Annotated in this window: 22 protein-coding genes and 1 tRNA gene; 10 read left to right on the forward strand and 13 right to left on the reverse strand. The window is 59.6% G+C overall.

All coding sequences use genetic code 11. From position 1 onward, the window contains the following. Nucleotides 1-3: 3 nt before the first annotated feature. Both ACIQ3A_RS00375 and ACIQ3A_RS00380 read left to right on the forward strand, forming a co-directional pair. On the forward strand, nucleotides 4-486 hold the full coding sequence (locus tag ACIQ3A_RS00375; RefSeq protein WP_396429756.1) for a hypothetical protein: 483 nt from the start codon (nucleotides 4-6) through the stop codon (nucleotides 484-486). Between the two features lie 192 nt (nucleotides 487-678). Beyond that, on the forward strand, nucleotides 679-1014 hold the full coding sequence (locus ACIQ3A_RS00380; RefSeq protein WP_396429757.1) for a DUF6172 family protein: 336 nt from the start codon (nucleotides 679-681) through the stop codon (nucleotides 1012-1014). A 90-nt stretch (nucleotides 1015-1104) separates the two neighbouring features. On the opposite strand, the gene ACIQ3A_RS00385 is transcribed toward ACIQ3A_RS00380, so the two are convergent. From ACIQ3A_RS00385 to dusB, 4 genes are all read right to left on the reverse strand, one after another. After that, a complete protein-coding gene (locus ACIQ3A_RS00385; protein WP_396429758.1) occupies nucleotides 1105-2355 on the reverse strand; it encodes a DEAD/DEAH box helicase in 1251 nt (416 codons plus the stop codon). Nucleotides 2356-2377: 22 nt separating this feature from the next. Continuing rightward, nucleotides 2378-3991, reverse strand: coding sequence for a bifunctional phosphoribosylaminoimidazolecarboxamide formyltransferase/IMP cyclohydrolase (purH, locus tag ACIQ3A_RS00390; RefSeq protein WP_396429759.1), 1614 nt, complete (start codon nucleotides 3989-3991; stop codon nucleotides 2378-2380). 100 nt (nucleotides 3992-4091) lie between these two features. Further along, nucleotides 4092-4331: a Fis family transcriptional regulator gene (locus ACIQ3A_RS00395; protein ID WP_396429760.1), complete on the reverse strand. Its 240-nt coding sequence runs from the start codon at nucleotides 4329-4331 to the stop codon at nucleotides 4092-4094. After that, a complete protein-coding gene (gene dusB / locus ACIQ3A_RS00400; RefSeq protein ID WP_396429761.1) occupies nucleotides 4328-5362 on the reverse strand; it encodes a tRNA dihydrouridine synthase DusB in 1035 nt (344 codons plus the stop codon). Before dusB ends, ACIQ3A_RS00395 begins: the two co-directional genes overlap by 4 nt. Nucleotides 5363-5518: 156 nt before the next feature. Between dusB and ACIQ3A_RS00405 the strand changes: the two genes are divergently transcribed. Together ACIQ3A_RS00405 and ACIQ3A_RS00410 are read left to right on the forward strand one after the other, a co-directional pair. Beyond that, the gene (locus ACIQ3A_RS00405) at nucleotides 5519-5992 is read left to right on the forward strand and encodes a YqaA family protein (RefSeq protein ID WP_396429762.1); all 474 of its coding nucleotides are present in this window, start codon (nucleotides 5519-5521) and stop codon (nucleotides 5990-5992) included. A 2-nt stretch (nucleotides 5993-5994) separates the two neighbouring features. Beyond that, complete coding sequence (locus ACIQ3A_RS00410) at nucleotides 5995-6942, forward strand: alpha/beta fold hydrolase (RefSeq protein WP_396429763.1); 948 nt, start codon at nucleotides 5995-5997, stop codon at nucleotides 6940-6942. Between the two features lie 61 nt (nucleotides 6943-7003). Here the strand turns inward: ACIQ3A_RS00410 and ychF are convergent, their stop codons facing one another. Next, entirely contained in the window at nucleotides 7004-8095 is a 1092-nt protein-coding gene (ychF, locus tag ACIQ3A_RS00415) for a redox-regulated ATPase YchF (RefSeq protein ID WP_396429764.1), read from the reverse strand. A 157-nt stretch (nucleotides 8096-8252) separates the two neighbouring features. Here ychF and ACIQ3A_RS00420 point away from each other — a divergent pair, with 157 nt between their 5' ends. From ACIQ3A_RS00420 to ACIQ3A_RS00435, 4 genes are read left to right on the forward strand one after another with little or no spacing between them, the layout of a single operon-like run. Next, nucleotides 8253-9419: an FAD-dependent monooxygenase gene (locus ACIQ3A_RS00420; protein ID WP_396429765.1), complete on the forward strand. Its 1167-nt coding sequence runs from the start codon at nucleotides 8253-8255 to the stop codon at nucleotides 9417-9419. A 41-nt stretch (nucleotides 9420-9460) separates the two neighbouring features. Then, on the forward strand, nucleotides 9461-10177 hold the full coding sequence (locus ACIQ3A_RS00425; RefSeq protein WP_396429766.1) for a DsbC family protein: 717 nt from the start codon (nucleotides 9461-9463) through the stop codon (nucleotides 10175-10177). Next, entirely contained in the window at nucleotides 10174-10629 is a 456-nt protein-coding gene (locus tag ACIQ3A_RS00430) for a DUF3429 domain-containing protein (protein WP_396429767.1), read from the forward strand. Before ACIQ3A_RS00425 ends, ACIQ3A_RS00430 begins: the two co-directional genes overlap by 4 nt. A 29-nt stretch (nucleotides 10630-10658) precedes the next feature. Beyond that, on the forward strand, nucleotides 10659-12419 hold the full coding sequence (locus tag ACIQ3A_RS00435) for a M61 family metallopeptidase (protein WP_396429768.1): 1761 nt from the start codon (nucleotides 10659-10661) through the stop codon (nucleotides 12417-12419). A 1-nt stretch (nucleotide 12420) separates the two neighbouring features. On the opposite strand, the gene paaK is transcribed toward ACIQ3A_RS00435, so the two are convergent. The 3 genes from paaK to ACIQ3A_RS00450 all read right to left on the reverse strand — a co-directional run bounded on the left by paaK (nucleotide 12421) and on the right by ACIQ3A_RS00450 (nucleotide 15016). Continuing rightward, nucleotides 12421-13722: a phenylacetate--CoA ligase PaaK gene (gene paaK, locus ACIQ3A_RS00440; RefSeq protein ID WP_396429769.1), complete on the reverse strand. Its 1302-nt coding sequence runs from the start codon at nucleotides 13720-13722 to the stop codon at nucleotides 12421-12423. Nucleotides 13723-13784: 62 nt separating this feature from the next. After that, on the reverse strand, nucleotides 13785-14219 hold the full coding sequence (gene paaI / locus ACIQ3A_RS00445; protein WP_396429770.1) for a hydroxyphenylacetyl-CoA thioesterase PaaI: 435 nt from the start codon (nucleotides 14217-14219) through the stop codon (nucleotides 13785-13787). After that, nucleotides 14216-15016: an enoyl-CoA hydratase-related protein gene (locus tag ACIQ3A_RS00450; RefSeq protein WP_396429771.1), complete on the reverse strand. Its 801-nt coding sequence runs from the start codon at nucleotides 15014-15016 to the stop codon at nucleotides 14216-14218. Before ACIQ3A_RS00450 ends, paaI begins: the two co-directional genes overlap by 4 nt. Nucleotides 15017-15164: 148 nt before the next feature. Here ACIQ3A_RS00450 and ACIQ3A_RS00455 point away from each other — a divergent pair, with 148 nt between their 5' ends. Then, nucleotides 15165-15944, forward strand: a complete 780-nt coding sequence (locus ACIQ3A_RS00455) for an enoyl-CoA hydratase (protein ID WP_396429772.1) — start codon at nucleotides 15165-15167, stop codon at nucleotides 15942-15944. A gap of 61 nt (nucleotides 15945-16005) precedes the next feature. Here ACIQ3A_RS00455 and ACIQ3A_RS00460 read toward each other — a convergent pair. Then, a tRNA-Met gene (locus ACIQ3A_RS00460) sits at nucleotides 16006-16082 on the reverse strand. A gap of 121 nt (nucleotides 16083-16203) precedes the next feature. On the opposite strand from ACIQ3A_RS00460, the gene ACIQ3A_RS00465 reads away from it, so the two are divergent. After that, nucleotides 16204-17016 (forward strand): 2-keto-4-pentenoate hydratase, encoded by an 813-nt coding sequence (locus ACIQ3A_RS00465; protein ID WP_396429773.1) that lies wholly within the window; start codon nucleotides 16204-16206, stop codon nucleotides 17014-17016. A gap of 99 nt (nucleotides 17017-17115) precedes the next feature. Here the strand turns inward: ACIQ3A_RS00465 and ACIQ3A_RS00470 are convergent, their stop codons facing one another. The 4 genes from ACIQ3A_RS00470 to ACIQ3A_RS00485 are packed head-to-tail and all read right to left on the reverse strand — an operon-like array spanning nucleotide 17116 to nucleotide 21097. Beyond that, nucleotides 17116-18306, reverse strand: coding sequence for an MFS transporter (locus tag ACIQ3A_RS00470; protein ID WP_396429774.1), 1191 nt, complete (start codon nucleotides 18304-18306; stop codon nucleotides 17116-17118). Between the two features lie 60 nt (nucleotides 18307-18366). After that, on the reverse strand, nucleotides 18367-19344 hold the full coding sequence (locus ACIQ3A_RS00475; RefSeq protein WP_396429775.1) for a Bug family tripartite tricarboxylate transporter substrate binding protein: 978 nt from the start codon (nucleotides 19342-19344) through the stop codon (nucleotides 18367-18369). 13 nt (nucleotides 19345-19357) lie between these two features. Beyond that, nucleotides 19358-19969 (reverse strand): carboxymuconolactone decarboxylase family protein, encoded by a 612-nt coding sequence (locus ACIQ3A_RS00480; RefSeq protein ID WP_396429776.1) that lies wholly within the window; start codon nucleotides 19967-19969, stop codon nucleotides 19358-19360. 54 nt (nucleotides 19970-20023) lie between these two features. Continuing rightward, a complete protein-coding gene (locus ACIQ3A_RS00485; protein WP_396429777.1) occupies nucleotides 20024-21097 on the reverse strand; it encodes a VWA domain-containing protein in 1074 nt (357 codons plus the stop codon). Nucleotides 21098-21103: the final 6 nt, after the last annotated feature.

The raw sequence follows: 21103 nt of genomic DNA on the forward strand, positions 1-21103 counted from the left end.
CGCATGAAGCGCCTGACTTGCCCGGTCTGGGGCCAACTGTTCTGCGCCAGCCTGGCCTGGCTGAGCGTGCCCGCCTGTGCAGAGTGGGACACCAGCCGCCTGTGGGTCAACGCCGGGTTTTATTCGGCCCACTTTGACACCCACAAGGGCCTGCGCAATGCCAACCCAGGGCTGGGCTTTGAATACAAACTGGATGATTCCTGGAGTGCCACTGCTGGACGCTTCATCAACAGCGACAATGCCCATTCCAGCTATGTGGGGGCCTACTTCCAGCCGTGGCACATCGGCCCGGTAAAACTCGGGGTCGTGGGTGGGGCCTTCAACGGTTACCCCAAAGCATTCAACGGTGGCTGGTTTCCAGCGGTCATCCCGACGGCCAGCCTCGAACATGGGCAATGGGGACTCAACGTGGCGCTGGTGCCCCCCCTCAAAGACCGCCTTTATGGCGCCGTCAGTTTCCAGCTCAAGTTTCGTTTCAAAGACTGAACCCCTTACGGCCAACCCGCAGTTCATTTGCCAGCAGCCCCAGCTGGATTGGCAGAAGACAGCAAGTCAAGCGCGCCTGCGCCAGTGGGTTAATTTCACCCAATCGGCCCAAAAGGCATTGGCCAAACCGGCGATAATGCGCAGCTGCATTCACGTCCGGACCGGGCGCTTGCCCGATCCCCAAGGACCCCCATGAAAAAGAACTTCCTCCTGCAAGCCGAAGGCAAACACAACGACCGTGTGCTTGAAGCCGTCAAGCATGAGATCCGCAAATACTTCAAGCGCGAACGCAACCGCGCCTTGCCCAAAGGCGTGGACTTTTGGGACTTTGACTGCAAAGTGGGCTTGAGCGCAGACACCGCCGAAGTGGTGCGTGTGAGCGGCGTTGTGGAAGCTGTGGACGCAGTGGCCAAGACAAGCGCGCCCTCGGTGTATGTGGAAATCATGAGCAAGCACGGCGTGCGCGTGATCAAGGCGCAAGACCAAAGTGGTGCTGAAGACCGCCTCGACGATCAGGCAAACGACTGAATTTCAACTGCCTGAGATTTTTGTCACGCAGGCGAGCCGCAATGGACGCCCGATCACGTCGGACGCGGTCTCAACACCGCCCTTTAGCGTTCACTTTGGCGTGGTTTGCGCCGCAGCCAAAGCCCGCAACTTGTCTTTCTTGCTCAAGCGTGAGCCCTTGATGCCGCCGTCACCGGGTGATGGTGGCGGTGGGGTTTCGGTTTGCTCAAAGCCTGGAATTTGCTCTAAAGCGAGTTCCAAGCTTTCGCGTTTTTGGATCAGCTGCCAGTGTGCCAGCGCAGCGGCGGTGACAAAACTCACCGCGTCGCCATGCGCACCGGCACGGCCCGTGCGGCCGATGCGGTGGGTATAGTCAGTGGCTGAACGTGGCAGGTCGTAGTTGACGACTACGGGCAGCATGGCAATGTCAATGCCGCGTGAGGCCAGGTCGGTGGTGACCACCACGTCCCAGCGGCCAGCTTTGAACTCGCTCAAGACTTCCTGGCGTGCGCCTTGGCTCATCTCGCCATGAAAGGGCGTGGCAAACACGCCCGCTTTGTAGAGTTTGTTGGCCACATGCTCGCATGCATAGCGCGTGGCCACAAACACCAACACCTGCTTCCAGCCGTTTTCGGTGATCAAGTGACGCAGTAAGGCCGTGCGGCTTTTCTCATCGACCGCGATGGCGCGTCGGGTGATGTCAGGCTTGTGGCCCTCAAAGGCCTCGACGGTGATGCGCAGCGGATCGCGCAGCAACTTGGCCGCCAGGGCTTCCACCTCGGGGGCAAACGTGGCCGAAAAAAGCAAGGTCTGACGCTTGGGCGGCAACAGCGCCAGCACGCGCTGCAACTCGTCGGCAAAGCCCAGGTCCAGCAGGCGGTCGGCTTCGTCCAGCACCAGGTGCTGAACATCGGCCAGGCGCACGGCGTTTTGGTCAATCAAGTCGAGCAAGCGGCCAGGCGTAGCCACCACGATGTCGGCACCGCCACGCAGCGCCATCATTTGCGGGTTGACCGAGACGCCGCCAAACACAGTGATCACTTTGAGCGACTGCGGCAGTGGGTAGGCCAGATTGGCCAACACATCGCCCACTTGCACTGCCAGCTCACGGGTGGGCACCAGCACCAGCGTGCGCACTGGGCGGCGAAAGTTGGTCTGGCGCGGCGCAGCCAGCAAATGCTGCAGCAACGGCAGTGCAAAGGCCAGCGTTTTGCCCGAGCCTGTGGGGGCAGTCGCCCACACATCGGCAGATTTCAAGGCAGCAGGAATCGCCTCAGCCTGGATGGGGGTGGGAGCGTACAAGCCCATGTCACCCACAGCGCGCAACAGCGCGGGGGTCAGGCCGAGGATGTCAAAGTTCAAAGCAGTCCGATCAAACAGGTCATCAATGGCGGAAGTGCCGCACGCCAGAAAACACCATCGCCACGCCATGTTCATTGGCGGCATCGATCACCTCCTGATCGCGCATGGAGCCACCCGGTTGAATGACGCAGGTGGCCCCAGCATCGACCACCACATCCAGGCCGTCGCGGAAGGGGAAAAAAGCGTCGCTGGCGACCACGGTGTTTTGCAGGCTGAGCTTGGCCGCTTCGGCCTTGATGCTGGCGATGCGGGCAGAGTCGAGGCGGCTCATCTGGCCTGCGCCCACGCCCATGGTCATGCCGTTTTTGCAGAACACGATGGCATTGGATTTGACGAACTTGGCCACTTTCCAGGCGAACAGCAGGTCGCTCAGTTCTTCAGGTGTGGGTTGTTTGACGGTGACAATCTTCAGATCGACCAGCGCCAGCTCGTGGTTGTCAGCGCTTTGCAGCAACAGGCCCGAGCCTACGCGCTTGGTTTCGAGCGCGTTGCGCACCTGGCCATATTGGGCAGGCAAGGCGATTTTCATCAAACGCACATTCACTTTGCTCTTGAACACTTCCAGCGCTTCGGCGCTGAAGTCGGGGGCCATCAAGACTTCGACAAATTGCTTGCTCACGGCTTCGGCAGCGGCTTTGTCCACAGGTCGGTTGAAAGCAATGATGCCGCCAAAAGCGCTGGTGGGGTCGGTTTGGAAGGCTTTGCTGTAGGCCTCCAAGGCGGTGGCGCCCACGGCCACGCCGCAGGGGTTAGCGTGTTTGACGATGACACACGCTGCGAGCTGTGAAGGATCGCCGTTGGCGCCCGTGTCAAAGCTCTTCACGCATTCCCAGGCTGCGTCGGCATCGGCAATGTTGTTGTAGCTCAACTCTTTGCCTTGCAACTGCACGCCCGTGGCGAGCGAGCCTGCAGCAGGGGCCAGGTCGCGGTACCAAGCGGCTTGCTGGTGGCTGTTTTCGCCGTAACGCAGGTCTTGCACTTTCACGTATTGCTCGTTGAACTGGCCACTGAATTGGGCACGCTCAGGCACATAGCTTTCGCTCAGCTTCTCGGCTTCAAAGTTGACGCTGGAGAGGTAGTTGCTGATGGCGCCGTCGTACTGGCTGATGCGGTTAAAGGCGGCCACCGACAAGGCGAAACGCAGTTTGTCGCTTAACTTGCCGCTGGCTTTCAGTTCGGCGATCACGGCAGGGTATTGGCTGGCATCGGTGACGATGCCCACGTCTTGCCAGTTTTTGGCGGCAGAGCGCACCATGGCGGGGCCGCCAATGTCGATGTTCTCGATCGCGTCGGCCAGCGTACAGCCGGGTTGGGCCACGGTGGCTTCAAACGGGTACAAATTCACAATCAACAAATCGATGGTGTCGATGCCATGTGCCTGCAAAGCCGCCATGTGCTCGGGCGTGTCGCGGCGCGCCAGCAGGCCACCGTGCACTTTGGGGTGAAGGGTTTTGACACGGCCATCCAGCATTTCCGGGAAACCCGTGACTTCGGCCACCTCGGTCACGGGCAGGCCTTGCTCGGCCAAGAGCTTGGCCGTGCCGCCGGTGGAGATCAGGCCCACGCCCAGGGCGTGCAGGTCTTTGGCCAGGTCGACGATGCCGGTTTTATCAGAGACGGAGATGAGGGCGCGCATTAAAAGCTTTCTTCAAAATTCAGAGGTGTTCAAGGCGGGCCGGTGTTGAGGGTTCCGGCAAGTATTCGCGCGGGCCAGACAAGGCCTGACCGCTCAAATTTCATTTCAACAGCGCGTGTTCCAGCAACTTTTTGCGCAAGGTGTTGCGGTTCAGGCCCAACCATTCGGCGGCACGCGACTGGTTCTGGCCCGATTGGCTCATCACCACATCGAGCAGCGGTTTTTCGACCAGCTTGACCAGCATGTCGTACAAGCCTGTTGGATCGGTGCCGTCCAGGTCACGGAAATAAATTTCCAGGTTGTCGCGGATGCAGTTTTCAATGGATTGGGGTTCGCTCATGACGTGGTCTCACAATCGGTAATGGCTTCAACGCGCCGGGGCAAGCGGTCCATCTGGCTGGCCAGACCCTCCAGATAAGCGGCTACAGCGCCCAGCTGTTGGGCGGCAGTCTCCAGCGCATTCATGTGTTTTCGGAAGGCGTCACCGCCAGGCAGCGTGTGCACATACCAGCCGATGTGTTTGCGCGCCGAACGCACGCCGGTGTATTCGCCATACAGGCTGTAGTGGTCTTGCAGGTGCTCGAGCAAGGCGCGGCGCACTTCGGCCACCAGCGGCGGGGCCAGGTGTTCGCCCGTGGCTAAAAAGTGCGCGATCTCGCGGAAGATCCAGGGGCTGCCCTGTGCGGCGCGGCCCACCATCACGGCATCTGCCCCCGTGAACCTCAACACGTCGCGGGCTTTTTCGGGAGAATCGATGTCGCCATTGGCCACCACCGGAATGCTCAGCGCGGCTTTAACAGCAGCCACGGTGTCGTATTCGGCCAGGCCTTTGTAACCTTGCTCGCGGGTGCGGCCATGCACTGTGACCATCTGCACGCCAGCGCTCTCAGCGGCGCGGGCCAGGCTCAAGGCGTTCTTTTGGGCATCACACCAGCCAGTGCGCATCTTCAACGTCACGGGCACCCCATGCGGCAAGGCCGCTTCGACCACGGCAGTGATGATTTCCAGCGCCAGCGGTTCATCTTGCATCAGGGCCGATCCAGCCCATTTGTTGCAGACTTTTTTGGCTGGGCAACCCATGTTGATGTCAATGATCTGCGCACCCCGGTCAATGTTGTAACGCGCGGCATCGGCCATCATTTGCGCCTCTGTGCCAGCGATTTGCACCGCGATCGGGCCTGGCTCGCCATCGTGGTTGGCGCGGCGCGAGGTCTTGAGTGAATCCCACAGGTCAGGGCGCGAAGTCACCATCTCACTCACCGCATAGCCCGCCCCAAACTGCCTGCACAACTGGCGAAAAGGCCGGTCCGTCACCCCCGCCATGGGGGCAACAAACAAGTTGTTTGGCAAAAGGTAAGGACCAACTTGCATGACGGTGGACAGGTGCAGGAAAGTGGAATGCTTAAAAAGGAGGCACGATTGTAGTTGCTTAATATTTCAGCAAATGAAAGCTGAATGTGCTATGGGCCAATGCAAGGCAAATACCCCCTCGTGTGCGGCCTTGGTCCCCCCGCTACACTGAGTCGGATGGAAATTTGGCTGAATCAACTGCTCCAATGGCTGGCATTGCCACAACACGGCCTGAGCACCGTGTTTGTGGTGTCCTTCATCTCCGCCACCTTGCTGCCCATGGGCTCCGAGCCGGCAGTCTTTGGCCTGGTCAAAATCAACCCGGAGCTGTTTTGGTCGGCCATTGGAGTGGCCACCGTGGGCAATACCCTGGGCGGCATGCTCAGTTGGTGGATGGGTTGGGGCACGCACAAGGCGGTTGACCGCTGGCGACAATCCAGCACGGACAGGCGAGCCTTGAAATGGCTCGAAAAACTCGGCCCAAAAGCCTGCCTGTTGTCTTGGCTGCCGGTTGTGGGCGACCCGATCTGCGCTGTGGCTGGTTGGCTCAAATTGCCGTTTTGGCCCTGTACCCTGTACATGGCCATTGGAAAATTTGGCCGGTACTTGGTCATGACAGGGGCGCTGCTGTGGTTGTTTCCATCTCCATGAACATGACCAAAACACTTTTGACAGGCCTCATGCTGGTACTGACGGCAGCTGGGGTTGGGATCGCCTTGTCCTGGGCGCCTGATCGACCTGTGGACACCTTAAAAACACGTTGGGCCACTGCACCTTCCCGATTTATGGACCTGCAGGGCATGCAGGTCCATTTTCGTGACGAAGGCCCCCGCGATGATCCGAATCCCATCGTGCTGATCCACGGCACTTCGGCAAGTCTGCACACTTGGGACGGCTGGACGTCAGCCTTGCAAAGCGAACGGCGCGTGATCCGGATGGATCTGCCCGGATTTGGTCTGACCGGACCCGCACCGGATGGCGACTACCGGGTAGAGCGCTATGCCGACTTCATAGTTGCCCTGATGGATCAACTGGGCGTTCGCCAAGCCGTATTGGCTGGCAACTCATTGGGGGGCGGGGTAGCTTGGCGTACCGGCGTGCAGCACCCCGCACGGGTGAGCCGACTGGTGCTTGTGGACGCAAGCGGCTACCCGCTGCAATCCACCTCGGTGCCGCTGGGTTTTCGTCTGGCTCAGATCACCTGGCTCAAACCTGTGATGAGCCGACTCTTGCCCAGGCAAATGATCGAGGCCAGCGTGCGCAATGTGTACGCCAACCCGGACAAGGTCACAACCGAACTGGTGGACCGCTATTACGAACTGACACTGCGGTCTGGCAATCGGGAGAGCTTGACGCAACGCATACGACTGCGCGAGACCGATGCAAAAGATAGGGATCTGATCAAAACCGTGCGGCAGCCCACCTTGATCTTATGGGGTGCGCAAGACCGACTGATCACCGAAGCTTCAGGTCAGCTGTTCCACCAGGACATTGCAGGCAGCCAATATGTGGTGCTGGAAGGTCTGGGTCATGTGCCGCAAGAAGAAGATCCAGAGCGAAGCGTGGGCGTGGTCAAACAGTTTTTGGTGTCCGGGCGCTGACCGGGGACGGTCACAAAAAAACCGCTCGTAGGGAGCGGTTTTTTCTTGAAGCCAGGGGAAGTCAGGAGCTGAACAAAAAGTTCATCACGTCGCCGTCTTTCACGACATAGTCCTTGCCTTCGGCGCGCATCTTGCCCGCGTCTTTGGCGCCCTGCTCGCCCTTGAAGGCAATAAAGTCATCAAACGCAATGGTCTGGGCGCGGATATAGCCTTTTTCAAAGTCGGTGTGGATCACGCCAGCCGCTTGCGGGCCCGTGTCGCCCACATGGATGGTCCAGGCACGCACCTCTTTGACGCCGGCGGTGAAGTAAGTTTGCAAGCCCAGCAACTTGTAGGCCGAGCGGATGAGACGGTTCAGGCCGGGCTCTTCCTGGCCGAGTTCTTCCAGAAACATCTGGCGGTCTTCGTCGCTCATCTCGCTCATTTCGGCTTCGAGTTTGGCGCAAATGGCCACCACGGGGGCGTTTTGAGCGCTTGCGTAGGCCATCAGGCGGTCCAAAAGGGGGTTGTTTTCAAACCCGTCTTCCGCCACGTTGGCCACAAACATGGCGGGCTTGGCGGTGATGAGGAAAAACTGCTTGAGAAGCGGCGCCTCTTCCTTGCTGAAATCGATGGTGCGCACGGGCTTAGTGTCGTTGAGCGCGGCCTGGCACTTTTCCAATATCGCCACCAGCTTGATCGACTCTTTGTCCCCCGAGCGGGCGGTCTTGGTGACCCGATGCAGGGCTTTTTCGACAGCAGACAAGTCGGCCAGGCACAGCTCGGTCTGGATGACCTCGATGTCCGAAATCGGATCGACCTTGCCCGCGACGTGGATCACGTTGTCGTCTTCAAAGCAGCGCACCACGTTGATGGTGGCGTCGGTTTCTCGGATGTGGGCCAAAAACTTGTTGCCCAGGCCTTCGCCCGTGCTGGCACCGGCCACCAGGCCAGCGATGTCGACAAACTCCACGATCGCGGGCACCACGCGTTCGGGCGTGATGATGTCCGACAGCTGCTTGAGGCGTGCATCTGGTACTTCGACCACGCCCACATTGGGCTCGATGGTGCAAAAGGGGTAGTTTTCAGCGGCAATGCCAGCTTTGGTCAGGGCGTTGAAAAGGGTGGATTTGCCAACGTTGGGCAAACCCACGATGCCGCATTTGAGACTCATGAAAGGCTTTCGGTGATTCGGGAAACAACCGTCGATTTTAACGGGTCGTGCTGCGCTAGAACAGCCACAACAAGGCGCGGCACCAGATACCCAAGCCATCCGGCATGGCAAAGGCCTGCTGAAAGGGCCGAGATGCGCCGCATCCTACAATGCACGCATGGCTTTACCCCCTGATATTTGCATCCGTGGCGCTGGCATTGTGGGCCGCAGCTTGGCCCTTCTGCTGGCCCGAGAGCGGCTCAACGTCGCTCTGGTCGACGCACCCGTCCCAACGAAGAACCCTGATGTGCGGGCTTACGCCCTGAACGGTGCGGCCAGGGCCTTGCTGCAAGACCTGCGCTGCTGGCCCGACAGTCCTGCGGTCACGCCCGTGCAACAGATGCAGGTGTGGGGCGACCACGGCGGCCAGCTGAATTTTGGGGCACTGGAAAACGGCGTGGGAGAACTCAACTGGATGGTGGACGTGCCGGTGCTGGAAGATCGCTTGGCCCAAGCCGTCAAGTTTCAACCCCATATTGAAGTGGTGCAGGCCCCGTTGGCAGCGCCACTCACTGTGGTGTGCGAAGGTCGCGCCAGCCAGACCCGCGCCGAGCTGGGCGTGAACTTTGACATCAACCACTACGACCAGCATGCTGTGGCCGCGCGGCTGACTTGCGATCACCCCCATGGGGGCATTGCGCGCCAGTGGTTTGGCTGGAGCCAGGTGCCCGGCCTGTCGCAAGCGCAAGCAGAAATTCTGGCTTTGCTGCCTTTGGGGGGTGAAGGTGGGCGAGAGGTGGCGCTGGTCTGGTCGGTGCACCCGCTGCGTGCGCAAGAACTGATGGCACTGCCCGCCGAGGCCTTCGCCACGCAACTGGAGCAGGCCTGTGCGCAGGCTCTCGGCACCATGCGCCTGTCCTCAGAGCGCGCCTTGTGGCCGCTGCAGTTGGCCCGTGCCGAACGCTGGATTGGCGCCCTGCCCGGCGCAGCCAAGCAAAGTTTTGCCTTGGCCGGCGATGCCGCCCACGCTCTGCACCCCTTGGCAGGCCAGGGCCTGAATGTCGGACTCGCTGATGTGGCCGAACTGGTGCGCGTCATCCGTGCCAAGGAATTCTGGCGCCCCTTACACGACATGAAACTGCTGCGCCGCTACGAACGCGCTCGCCAGGCTGAGGTGCAAGCCATGGGCCTGGTGACCGATGGCTTGCAGCGCCTGTTTGCGCAACCCGGTCCGATCTGGCAAAACCTGCGTAACTGGGGCATGCGTGGCTTTGACCGCAGCGGCCCACTGAAACACTGGATGACACAACAGGCCATGGGCAAATCTGCACCTGGTTCAAACTGAATCCACAAAACCTCTCCCTCTTTGAATCTGAAAGAAATCCGATGAAGTTTGTCCGATTGATGCTGGCATCGCTCCTGGCACTGGCCTCTCTTTTCACAAGCCCTGTTTTTGCGCAAGAAGCGACCATCCGCAAAAACCTGAGCGAGCGATTGACCAATTTGCCCAAGATCGATGAAGTCAGCAAAACCCCCATGAACGGCTTGTACGAAGTTCGCATGGGCAACGAGGTGATGTACAGCGATGCCGAGGGCAACTTTTTGATCCAGGGGGCGCTGATCGACGTGAGGCAAAAGCGCAACCTGACCGAAGAGCGCATGGAAAAACTCTCAGCCATCCCCTTTGACCAGTTGCCTCTGAAAACCGCCTTCACCCAGGTGCGCGGCAACGGCAAGCGCAAGTTGGCCGTGTTTGCCGATCCCAATTGCGGCTACTGCAAGCGCTTTGAAAAAGACCTGCAAAAGCTGGACAACGTGACCATTTATCACTTTCTGTACCCCATCCTGGGTGATGACTCCAAAATCAAATCCAAGAACATCTGGTGCGCCAAAGACAAGGCCAAGGCCTGGAACGACTGGATGATCAACGGCACCCCACCTGCCACCGCCAATTGCGATGCTTCGGCCGTCGACACCATTGTGGAATTTGGCAAGAAACAACGCATCACCGGAACGCCCATGCTCTTGTTCACCGATGGCACGCGCGTGCCTGGTGCAGTGCCGATGGCCCAAGTCGAAAAAATGCTGGCTGACATCAAATGATCGCACCCCAAACCGAAGACCCGACCTGGCGATTGATTCGCCACCTGGGCTACGCTGGGCTGATCCCGTTTGTATTTTTGGCCCTGTGTCTGTGGGTAGTGGGCCCTGACCTGCACCCTTATGTGGCGCTGTCCATGCAAGGCTATGGCGCCGTCATCGTGTCCTTTCTGGGTGGCATTCATTGGGGCGTGGGTTTTCGCAACGCGTTGATCTCACCCAACGCCCCCTCGATCCATTTCACTTGGGGCGTGGTCCCCTCGCTGCTGGCCTGGGTGGGCGTGATGATGCCTGCGTTTGCCGGTTTGCCCTTGCTGGGGTTTGTGTTGATTGGTTGCTATGTGATGGACCGCCGAACCTGGCCTGCTGCGGGCCTGGCCCCCTGGCTGCCCATGCGCTTGCAACTGACCCTTGTGGCGTCGATGAGTTGCTTTCTGGCCGCTGGCGCCACCTGACCCAATCCCTCCATTCAAAACCACGGCGCATGAACCCCATCCATTACACCGTTGAAGCCGCTGACCTGCATGCGCACCTGTTTCGAGTCACCCTGACGATTGCCGAGCCACTGCCCCTCCAAACCGTGTCTTTGCCGGTGTGGATTCCGGGCAGCTACCTGGTGCGCGAGTTTTCCAAAAACCTGCAACAGCTGCAAGCCAAACAGGGGCGGCGCAGCGCCAGCATCATCCAACGAGACAAATGCACCTGGGACATCGCTTGCAAAGAAGGCCTGCCTCTAGTTCTGAGCTATGAGGTCTATGCGTTTGACAACTCGGTGCGCACCGCCTGGCTGGACAGCCAGCGGGGATTTTTCAATGGCACCAGCCTCTGCCTGCGCGTGCACGGCCAAGAAGAACAGCCGCACCGGTTGCAGTTGCAAGCTGTCAAAAACCAGCCCAACTGGCAAGCAGCCACGGGCCTTGCCCCAGTCAAGACCGACAGGCGCGGTTTTGGCCTGTACCAGGCCAGCAACTACGACGAGCTGGCGGACTGCCCGGTGGAGATGGGTGCATTTTGGCGCGGCAGCTTCACAGCCTGCGGCATCCCACACCACTTTGTGGTGAGCGGTGCCCTGCCCTCGTTCGACGGCGCACGCCTGCTGGCCGACACGCAAAAGATCTGCGAAGCCGCCATCCGCTTCTGGCACGGCCAGGGCAAGATGGCGGGCCACAAAGCGCCTCATCAAAGTTATCTGTTCATGCTGAACGCTGTGCACGATGGCTATGGCGGGCTGGAGCACCGCAACAGCACCGCCCTGATTTGCAACCGCGCCGACCTGCCGCGCCAAACCAGCCCACGCACGAACGAGGGGTACACCACGCTGCTGGGCCTGATCAGCCATGAGTACTTTCACACCTGGAACGTCAAGCAACTGCGCCCCGATGCATTTGCCCGCTACAACTACACGCAAGAGAACTACACCACACTGCTGTGGTTCTTTGAAGGCTTCACCAGCTATTTCGACGACATCCTGCTGCGCCATGCCGGGCTGATCGACAACGCCACTTACATCAAGCTGCTGGGTAAAACCATCACCCAGGTGCAGCAAACACCCGGTCGCCATGTGCAGAGCGTGGCGCAGGCCAGTTTTGACGCCTGGGTGAAGTACTACCGCCAAGACGAAAACACGCCCAATGCCACGGTGAGTTACTACACCAAGGGGGCCCTGGTCGCCTTGTGCCTGGACTTGTCTTTGCGCCAAGAAGGCCACACGCTGCAAGCGGTGATGCGGGGTCTCTGGAAACGTTGCCAAGCGGGACCGATGCGCGAACAAGACCTGCTGGACGAGTTGCAAGCCATGTCAGGCCGCAGCTGGCAAAAAGAAATCCAGGCCTGGGTGCACAGCACCCAAGAGTTGCCGCTGCGCGATGTGCTGACGCGCCAAGGCATTGAAGTCCACGCCGATATAGCCAGCATGGCGCAACGCCTGGGTCTGCGCGTCAGCGAGACAAGTGGCAGTGTGCAAATCAAAGCCGTGTTGCGCAGCAGCGCCGCTGAAGCAGCGGGCCTGGCCGCAGGCGATGAATGGCTGGCTGTGGAAGTGGGCGCCAAAGCGCAAGGCGGCAGCTGGCGCCTTGGCAAGCTGGACGAGTTGCCCGCCCTGATGGGGCGCGAGCACAAAGGGGTGGCACTGGTGTCACGCGACAAACGCATGCTGCGCTTGCCACTGACCGTTCCTGCGCAAGCCAGCCACTGGCGATTGGCTGTGGCCGCTGACCGCAAAGCAGGCCAATGGCCTGCTGTTTGATTCACTTGCCCCGCAAATCCACCACGCGTTTGGCCTTGCCCTGGCTGCGCTCCACGCCGCCTTCGGGCTTGAGCTCAATCGCCACACTGGAGCCGATGTAAACCTTGATCTCGTGCTGCAGCATCTTCGCTGCCGCACGGGCCTCGATGCTGTCGGGTGACACGCCGGGCTTGGTTTCGATCAGCACCTTCAGGTCGTCCATCGGGCCATCACGCGTCAGCACGCACTGGTAGTGCGGCGCCAACTCGGAGCGTTTCAAAATCAACTCTTCAATCTGGCTGGGAAATACGTTGACACCCCGGATGATCATCATGTCGTCACTGCGGCCCGTGATTTTTTCCATGCGGCGCATGCTGCGGGCCGTGCCTGGCAACAGGCGTGTCAAGTCGCGGGTGCGGTAACGGATGATGGGCAGCGCCTCCTTGGTGAGACTGGTGAACACCAGCTCGCCCATTTCACCATCGGCCACGGGCTCACCCGTTTCTGGGTGAATGATCTCGGGATAAAAATGGTCTTCCCAGATGGTCGGGCCGTCTTTGGTCTCGATGCATTCACTGGCCACCCCGGGGCCCATGACCTCGGACAGACCATAGATGTCGACCGCGTCAATGGCCATGCGCTTTTCAATGGCTTGGCGCATGTCGTTGGTCCAGGGTTCAGCGCCGAAGATGCCGATGCGCAGCGAACTGGTTTTCGGGTCAATGCCCTGGCGCTCGAACTCATCGGCAATCGCCAGCATGTAGCTGGGTGTGACCATGATGATGTTGGACTTGAAATCCTGAATCAGTTGCACCTGACGCTCGGTCTGGCCGCCGCCAAAAGGCACCACGGTGAGGCCGAGTTTTTCTGCGCCATAGTGCGCGCCCATACCGCCTGTGAACAGACCGTAGCCGTAGCTGATGTGCACCATGTCGCCCGGCCTGGCACCCCCAGCGCGGATGCTGCGGGCCACCACGTTGGCCCAGGTATCGATGTCCTTGAGCGTGTAGCCCACCACAGTAGGTTTGCCGGTGGTGCCGCTGGATGCATGAATGCGGGCACAACTTTCACGCGGCACGGCGAACATGCCAAACGGGTAGCTGTCGCGCAAATCCGATTTGGTGGTGAAAGGGAATTTGGCAATGTCGGCCAGCGTTTTGCAATCGTCGGGGTGCACACCGGCGGCATCGAACTTGGCGCGGTACACCGGCGAATTGGCATAGGCATGCTGAAGGGTTTGCTGCAAGCGCTTGAGCTGCAAACTGCGCAGTTCGTCGATGCTGGCCTTTTCAATCGGCTCCAGGGGGAATGCTTTTTGACTCATGACAACTCCTTTTACTTTTTATTCAATTGGGGACAAGGCTGAAGATCTGTCCCCAAAGTTATTTAGGACGGCAGCACGGAGCCCGTGATCTGGGCACTTTTCCCGCGGAACATGGCAATCACTTCGCCATGTTGGTTGCTGACCTTCATGTCGTAAATGCCATGGCGACCAATCAAGGTCTGCTCCAGACCTTCGCAGGTCAAGACATCGCCGAGCTTGCCGGGCTTGAGAAATTCAATGCTGCAGCCCGCAGCCACCGCATTCTTGTTGTAACTGTTGCAGGCAAAGGCAAACGTGGAATCGGCCAGCGTGAAGATGAAACCCCCGTGGCAGATTTGGTGACCGTTCAAGTGCAGCGCCTTCACGGTCATGCGCATCAAGGCACGGCCAGGCTCGCAAGCCAGCAGCTCCATGCCCATGGTGTCTTTCGAGGCCACATCCACCGCAAACATGGTTTCACCCACCAAGCGGGCCAAGGTTTGGGGATCACTCATCATTCGCCTTTGAATTGTGCGGGGCGTTTTTCGAGAAAGGCCTGAACGCCTTCGAAATAGTCATGCGTTCTGCCCAAAGCTGACTGGGTGTCTCGTTCAGCGTCCAGGTGCTCAGACAAGCTGCGTGTGGTGGCCGCTTGCATCAAGGCCCGCGTCGCCACCAAAGCCTTGGTGGGCATTTTCGACAGGCGCTCACCGAGTGCGAGCGCGCTGGCCAGGGGGTCCTCGTTGACATCCCAAATCATGCCCCAATCCTTGGCTTGTTGCGCCGACAGCTTGTCGCCTGTCATGGCCAACGCCAAGGCGCGGGCCAAACCCAGGCGCTCGACCAAAAGCCAACTGCCACCCGCATCCGGAATCAAGCCGATTTTGGCAAAGGCCTGAATGAAGTTCGCCCCAGGCGCAGCGATCGCGATGTCGCACGCCATGACCAGGGAGGCCCCTGCACCTGCAGCCACGCCATTGACCGCTGCGATGGTCGGCATGCGCAGAGACTGCAAGCGTCTGGTGCTGGGGTTGAATGCCTGATCAATGATGGGACCCGGATCGGCACGTTCAACGCGGTCCGGGCCTGGGGTGAAATCGAAATCCGACAAGTCGGCTCCGGCACAAAAGCCTCGACCGGCTCCGGTGATGACCGCAGCGCGGACATCCACATTGGCCTCGGCCAGGTCCAGTGCGGCCCAGAGGGCATGGTGCATTTCGCGGGTGAAACTGTTGAGCGCTTGCGGGCGGTTAAGCGTGATCAGTGCCACGGCACCTCGCACTTCGTACAACACCGATGCGGTGGATTCGGTCATGGCTTGTCTCCTGAATCCAAGAATGTACCATTACCCGACCGCACGGTTGGTTAATGTTTTCCCTCATACAAGTGCCTGACTTGACAGCCTGAGGCCAGCAGCCGTGGTTATAGTGAAGGTACAAGTTCACAGCTTTTTGGAGAAACATTTGAGCTACGAAAACATTGAAGTCCGCACCGAAGGCGGAAAAGTCGGCATCGTCACCCTGAACCGCCCAAAGGCGCTGAACGCCCTGAACGGCCAACTCATGGACGAGTTGGGCACGGCTTTGAAGGCGTTTGACGCCGACGAAGCCATTGGCTGCATCGTGATCACGGGCAGCGAAAAAGCCTTTGCCGCTGGCGCCGACATCTCGGCCATGGCCAAGTTCAACTTCAACGAGGTCTATAAAAACGACTTCATCACCCGCAACTGGGAAACCATCCGATCGATCCGCAAACCCGTGATCGCTGCCGTGAGTGGTTTTGCATTGGGCGGTGGCTGCGAACTGGCCATGATGTGCGACTTCATCATCGCCGCTGACAACGCCAAATTTGGCCAACCTGAAATCAAGATCGGCATCATCCCCGGCGCCGGCGGGACACAGCGCCTGCCTCGCGCCCTGGGCAAATCCAAGGCCATGGACTTGGTGCTCACCGGCAGGATGATGGATGCGATCGAAGCCGAACGTGCCGGCTTGGTCAGCCGCGTGGTACCGCTGGACAAAATGATGGACGAAGCCTTGGGCGCAGCCCTCATGATCTGCGGCTACGGCCAGTTGTCGGTGATGGCGGCCAAAGAAAGCGTGAACCGCGCTTTTGAAAGCGGCCTGTCAGATGGGGTGATGTTCGAGCGCCGCTTGTTTCATGGCCTGTTTGCCACCGCGGACCAGAAAGAAGGCATGGACGCCTTTTTGAACAAGCGGGCGCCCAATTTTGTGAACGCTTAACCACGCTCGACGGGCATCACCAACAAAAAGCCCACAGTCGTGAAACTGTGGGCTTTTGATTTGGTGGTGATAGGTGGATTTGAACCACCGACATCAGCATTATGAATGCTGCGCTCTAACCAACTGAGCTATATCACCTGAAAAACGCTGACCCGAAACAAGCCGCTTGAGCTTGTATGACACGAGTCACCAAGCCAAAAATTATACACAAAATAAAATGAAGCCCGCCCCAGTTGCAAGTAACAATCCACAGTTGATCATGCAAAAGTCCCAAAAAGAAAGCCCTGCATCGCAAGCCGCCCAAATCATCTGGGCGCATTGGCAATCGGGGCAAGCGCTCAAGCAATTGCCTGAAGAATGCAGGCCCTTGACCGTGCAGCAAGGCTACCAAGCGCAGGCGCAATTGCCCTGGGTGTCTGACCGCGACGTCGTGGGCTGGAAGATCGCAGCCACCAGCAGCAATGGCCAAGCCCACATCAACGTCAGCGGCCCTTTGGCTGGGCGCTTGTTGTCTGGCCAGGTTTTTAAGAGTGGCGCCACAGTGCCATCGGCTGGCAACCGCATGCGTGTGGCCGAACCCGAATTTGCTTTCACGATGGGGCAAGACCTGCCGCCCAGGCCCGCGCCCTACACCTTGCAGCAGGTGATGGCCGCCGTGGCCACACTGCACCCGGCCATCGAAATACCCGACTCCCGTCTGGTGCCATTCACCCAAGCCGGTGAAGCCCAGTTGCTGGCCGACAATGCTTGCGCCCATTACTTTGTGTTGGGACAGGCTGCGCCCGACTCTTGGCGCACGCTGGATTTGAGCACTTACGCCGTGCAAGCCCGGGTGGAGCGTGGCACACGCCTCGAATACACCCGCGAAGGCACGGGCGCGAATGTGCTGGGCGATCCACGCATCGCATTGACCTGGCTGGTCAACCAGCTGTCCAGCCTGGGCATCACCTTAGAAACAGGCCAAGTGGTAACCACGGGCACCTGCATGGTGCCGCTTGAGCTCGAGCCTGGCGACACCGCCACTGCAGATTACGGTCCTCTGGGCCGTGTCCGCATGACTTTTTCGGCTTGAACCACCCAAAAAACCAACAGCGGCAATGTCACAGACAGCGACACACTGAAAGAAAGTGGCGGCCCTGGTGGCAACAGCACCTGCAAGCAGGTCATGGCATCAAGCCGCGTGGCGGGCCGTTCTCTGGCTCCAGAACAAGACCATGCCACTGAGGCTGGCCATCACCATCAGGCCGATAAAACCGGCGCGGTAAGTACCAAACAAACCCGACAGTGCGCCGAACATGGGCGGCCCCACCACCACCCCCAAGAACGTGAAGGCCAAGGTGCCGCCCGTGGCCAGGCTGGCTGTGCCTGGCGGTGCGCGACGCGCCACCTCGGCCAGGTACACCCCATTCCAGCCAATGGCTGAAGCGCCAAAGGCCACCAAAATGAGCACGACCATGGCTTGAGGGGTGTCTACCGTCAAAAATGCCGAGGCCAATGCCCCCAAGGCCATCATGCTGGCCAATAACAACAGCATGCGTTGCGCACCCATCCAGCGATCGGCGACATAACCCCAGGCGATGCGCCCGCCAATGCCCCCGATTTGCGTGACCGACAAGGCCAGTCCTGCGGCCACTAAACCATAGGACAAGTCATCATGCAAAAAGGTGACCAGGTAGGTGGTCAAAGACAGTTGAACCATGGAAAACATGAACGAACACGAAGCCATGGTGAGCAAGGCCCGATGCGCCAACACCAGGCGAATGGGCTGGATCAGGCTGCGCCAGTGCACCGGGGCATCGGACTGGCGGTCACTGTCCAGATCAGCGCGCAAGCCTTGCGACACCCAGGCGCACAAGACGCACACCAAAGCCACTGCCGCCAGACTGGCCTGCCAGTTCACGATCAACAACAAAGGCGGCACCAGCGCACCGGCCAACATGCTGCCCAAAGGCACGCCTGTTTGTTTCAGAGAAAAAACCAGCGACATCTGGTGCTTTGGCGTGGTTCGTGCCAGCAAATGCGAACTGGCCGGGGTGATCGGGCCATAGCCGAGCCCGATCAGTACCGCGCCAAGCACCATCGCAGGGAACCAGGGCACCGCGCACAGGAGCAAGCCCAAAGCACACAACAGCAAGCCCCACTGGCTGACACGGATGGCACCCAAACGGGCCACCGTGGCACCGCCCATCAAAGTGGAGACCATGGCGCCGGCATAAGTCACCGAGACATACAGACCCACCAGTGCGGGTGAGACCTGCATGGCCTCGGCCACCACGGGGGCCATCACGGGCAATGTGAGCAAAGCCATGGCCACCATGGCCTGGATCACCAGGGTCAACAGCAAAGGCCACCAATTTTTCAAACGGTCATCCCCCGCATGGGCAAGACAGCCGCTTCAGGGCCCCAGCATGAATGAACTGGCTCAATTGGCTTTCACGCCCGCTTTGACCAGAAGACCCCCCAAGGTGTCGATTTCGTTTTTCAGGTGGGCGCGCAAAGCTTCGGGCCGTGCCAGATCGGCACTCACGGCTGAGATGCCCATGGCCTCCAGGCGCTGGCGCACTTCCACATCGGTCACCGACTTTTGTAAAGCCGAGGTCAACTGCTCGAGCACTGGCTTGGGCGTGCCTTTGGGGGCATACAAACCAAAAGAGATGTTGATGTCAAAGCCCTCTACACCCGCCTCTGAAATGGCAGGTACTTCGGGCAACTGCGGCAAACGGGTCTTGCCTGCTGAGGCGTAGGCCTTGATCTTGCCGGTCTTGACCGATGGCACCGTGCCGGATGTCTGGTCGCACAAAATGTCCACCTGGCCACCCATCAAATCGGTCAGGGCAGGCCCTGTGCCTTTGTAAGGAATTTCATTGAGCTTGACGTTCAAGGCGTTCATCATCATGAGCCCGCACAGGTGCGAAGCCGACCCCACGCCCGCGTGTGCCAGGCTCACTTTGGCGGCATTGGCCTTGACGTAAGCGACGAATTCTCCGAGATTTTTTGCAGGAAACTCGTTGCGCGCCACGATCACCATCGGGCCACTGGTGGCACGGCCAATCGGCTCAAAATCGTCCACCGGGTTGTAGGGCAGGCTTTTGTACATGGCCACGTTGGTCGCGTGGCTGACATGGATCATCAGCAAGGTGTAGCCATCGGGCTTGGAACGGGCCACCTTGGCAGTGCCAATTGATCCCGAGGCGCCCGAAGTGTTGTCCACCACGATCTGTTGACCCAGGTGCTTTTGCATGGCCCCGGCAAAGACACGGGTGATGGTGTCGCCCGGACCGCCTGCCGCATAGGGCATGACCATGGTGATGGCGCGGTTGGGAAAATCCTGAGCCCAGGCTTGAAATGTCATGGCGGCCAGCCACAACGCCAAGCCTGTGCGAATGAAACGATGGCCCATGAATGTCTCCTTGTTAATTGACCAGTGTGGGGGATTCAGCCAATAAACGCTGGCGAATCTGCAGAGGGCTCAGCACCTGCAAGGGCTCTGCACCGCCCCCTGGAATACCCACCTGCGTGGCGTTCAGCAGCATGGACACCATCACATAAGTGCCCGACAAGACCGTGAGGTCGACCACGGCCTGTTCGCCCATTTGGCTCACAGTCTTTTGCCACAGGTCGTCGGGCACCCGGTGGTTCAGCGACAAGTGAATGCAAAAGTCATACACCAAGCACTCATCATCTTGCATGCTGGCGGGGCGTTGGCATTGCTGCAAATCGCGCATCACCGCATCGGACAAGCCGGCCTTGCGGGCAATCGGCTCATGCGCCCACCACTCGTACTGCGCGTTGGAGATACGGGCCTGGATGAGGATGGCGAACTCGTTCAGCCGCTTGTTGACCGAGGTCTTGAAGCGCAGATAGTCCAAAAAATCAAACGCACGGCGCGCCATATCGGGGCTGCGCAACAAGGCGTTGTAAGGGCCCCCCAGTGCCGCACTCGATACCTTGAGGATGTCGTCGGCCAAAGGCCGGACCTTGGCGGGCAAGGCTTCGTAAGTGATTTGCGCAAATCTCTCGGTCATGGTGTTTTCGGCCTTTAAGGTGGTTCGGTCAAAAGAAGAGGGGCCCGTCAGGCATCACCTACGGTACCAGCGCATCGACAGCCCCAGGGCCAGCAGCACCAGAATGGCTGCAGCGGCCGCGAGCAAGGCGGTGATTTCGGTATCTCGCCGCTCCAGCGTGAATTTGGATGAAAGGTGTTGGTAAATCGAGGCCAGGTCTGTGGCGTTGGTGGCTCTGAAAAATTCGGCCCCGGTGGTCTCGGCCACTTTTTGCAAAGCCTCTTCGTCCACCCGGGCATAAAACGAAAAACCCTCCAGGCCTGGAATGAAGCCATTGGGTGTACCAAATGCCACGGTGTACACACGCACCCCTTTGGAAGCTGCCCACTTGGCCACCTCGACCGGGTCGGGCCCCGTGGTGCGTCGCCCATCTGACAACAAAATCACCGCGCCTGCCGTGTAAGACCCGACGGGTGCAGGCTTGGCCACTTCAGATGCCTCGGGTGCAGAACGCTGGTCAAGCGAGCGCCCTGCAGCAGCACCACCCTGAGGGCTCAAAATGCCCGATTTGAATTCAGCGCCATACAGCATCGTCTCCAGATCAATCGCCGACTCCGGCAGCAAGGTGTTCAGGGCCACCAGCAAGCCGCTGCCCGTGGCTGTGCCGCGTTGCAATTGAAAACTGTCAATGGCGGCCAGCAGGACGTCTTTCTGATCGGTCACGCCTTGGACCAATTGTGCGTTGCCCGCAAAAGACACCACAGCCACACGCACATGGGTGGGCAATTCCTGCAAAAAAGACTTGGCAGCTTGCTGTGCAGCCACGATGCGGCTAGGCGGCACATCTTCGGCCAGCATGCTGCGTGACACATCCATGGCCAGCACCAGGGTCAGGTAGTCGGCAGGCAAGGTGACACGGGCGCTGGGACGGGCTGCGCCCAGCAGCACCAATGAAAAAGCACACAGCAGCAAAGCAGGCGGGATGTGTCTGCGAATCCGATGCCCCGGCCCCAAGGCAGGACGGATCAAGTCCAGGCTGGGGTAGTGCACTGCGAGAGTGCGTTTACGGCGCAAAGCCCAGATGTACCCCACCACCAACAGGGGTATCAGCAGCAATAGCCAAAGCACCTCGGGCCAGATAAAGTGCATGTTGTG

This window comes from Limnohabitans sp., from assembly GCF_044361985.1.
Taxonomy (GTDB): domain Bacteria; phylum Pseudomonadota; class Gammaproteobacteria; order Burkholderiales; family Burkholderiaceae_C; genus Limnohabitans_A.

What these genes read in the sequence shown, in the direction of transcription:
- ACIQ3A_RS00420 (WP_396429765.1), top strand. Translation starts at nt 8,253, where the DNA reads ATGGCTTTACCCCCTGATATTTGCATCCGTGGCGCTGGCATTGTGGGC.
- ACIQ3A_RS00425 (WP_396429766.1), top strand. Translation starts at nt 9,461, where the DNA reads ATGAAGTTTGTCCGATTGATGCTGGCATCGCTCCTGGCACTGGCCTCT.
- paaI (WP_396429770.1), bottom strand. Translation starts at nt 14,219, where the DNA reads ATGATGAGTGATCCCCAAACCTTGGCCCGCTTGGTGGGTGAAACCATG.
- ACIQ3A_RS00435 (WP_396429768.1), top strand. Translation starts at nt 10,659, where the DNA reads ATGAACCCCATCCATTACACCGTTGAAGCCGCTGACCTGCATGCGCAC.
- ACIQ3A_RS00475 (WP_396429775.1), bottom strand. Translation starts at nt 19,344, where the DNA reads ATGGGCCATCGTTTCATTCGCACAGGCTTGGCGTTGTGGCTGGCCGCC.
- ACIQ3A_RS00375 (WP_396429756.1), top strand. Translation starts at nt 4, where the DNA reads ATGAAGCGCCTGACTTGCCCGGTCTGGGGCCAACTGTTCTGCGCCAGC.
- purH (WP_396429759.1), bottom strand. Translation starts at nt 3,991, where the DNA reads ATGCGCGCCCTCATCTCCGTCTCTGATAAAACCGGCATCGTCGACCTG.
- ACIQ3A_RS00465 (WP_396429773.1), top strand. Translation starts at nt 16,204, where the DNA reads ATGCAAAAGTCCCAAAAAGAAAGCCCTGCATCGCAAGCCGCCCAAATC.
- ychF (WP_396429764.1), bottom strand. Translation starts at nt 8,095, where the DNA reads ATGAGTCTCAAATGCGGCATCGTGGGTTTGCCCAACGTTGGCAAATCC.
- ACIQ3A_RS00480 (WP_396429776.1), bottom strand. Translation starts at nt 19,969, where the DNA reads ATGACCGAGAGATTTGCGCAAATCACTTACGAAGCCTTGCCCGCCAAG.
- ACIQ3A_RS00405 (WP_396429762.1), top strand. Translation starts at nt 5,519, where the DNA reads ATGGAAATTTGGCTGAATCAACTGCTCCAATGGCTGGCATTGCCACAA.
- paaK (WP_396429769.1), bottom strand. Translation starts at nt 13,722, where the DNA reads ATGAGTCAAAAAGCATTCCCCCTGGAGCCGATTGAAAAGGCCAGCATC.
- ACIQ3A_RS00410 (WP_396429763.1), top strand. Translation starts at nt 5,995, where the DNA reads ATGACCAAAACACTTTTGACAGGCCTCATGCTGGTACTGACGGCAGCT.
- ACIQ3A_RS00380 (WP_396429757.1), top strand. Translation starts at nt 679, where the DNA reads ATGAAAAAGAACTTCCTCCTGCAAGCCGAAGGCAAACACAACGACCGT.
- dusB (WP_396429761.1), bottom strand. Translation starts at nt 5,362, where the DNA reads ATGCAAGTTGGTCCTTACCTTTTGCCAAACAACTTGTTTGTTGCCCCC.
- ACIQ3A_RS00485 (WP_396429777.1), bottom strand. Translation starts at nt 21,097, where the DNA reads ATGCACTTTATCTGGCCCGAGGTGCTTTGGCTATTGCTGCTGATACCC.
- ACIQ3A_RS00395 (WP_396429760.1), bottom strand. Translation starts at nt 4,331, where the DNA reads ATGAGCGAACCCCAATCCATTGAAAACTGCATCCGCGACAACCTGGAA.
- ACIQ3A_RS00430 (WP_396429767.1), top strand. Translation starts at nt 10,174, where the DNA reads ATGATCGCACCCCAAACCGAAGACCCGACCTGGCGATTGATTCGCCAC.
- ACIQ3A_RS00450 (WP_396429771.1), bottom strand. Translation starts at nt 15,016, where the DNA reads ATGACCGAATCCACCGCATCGGTGTTGTACGAAGTGCGAGGTGCCGTG.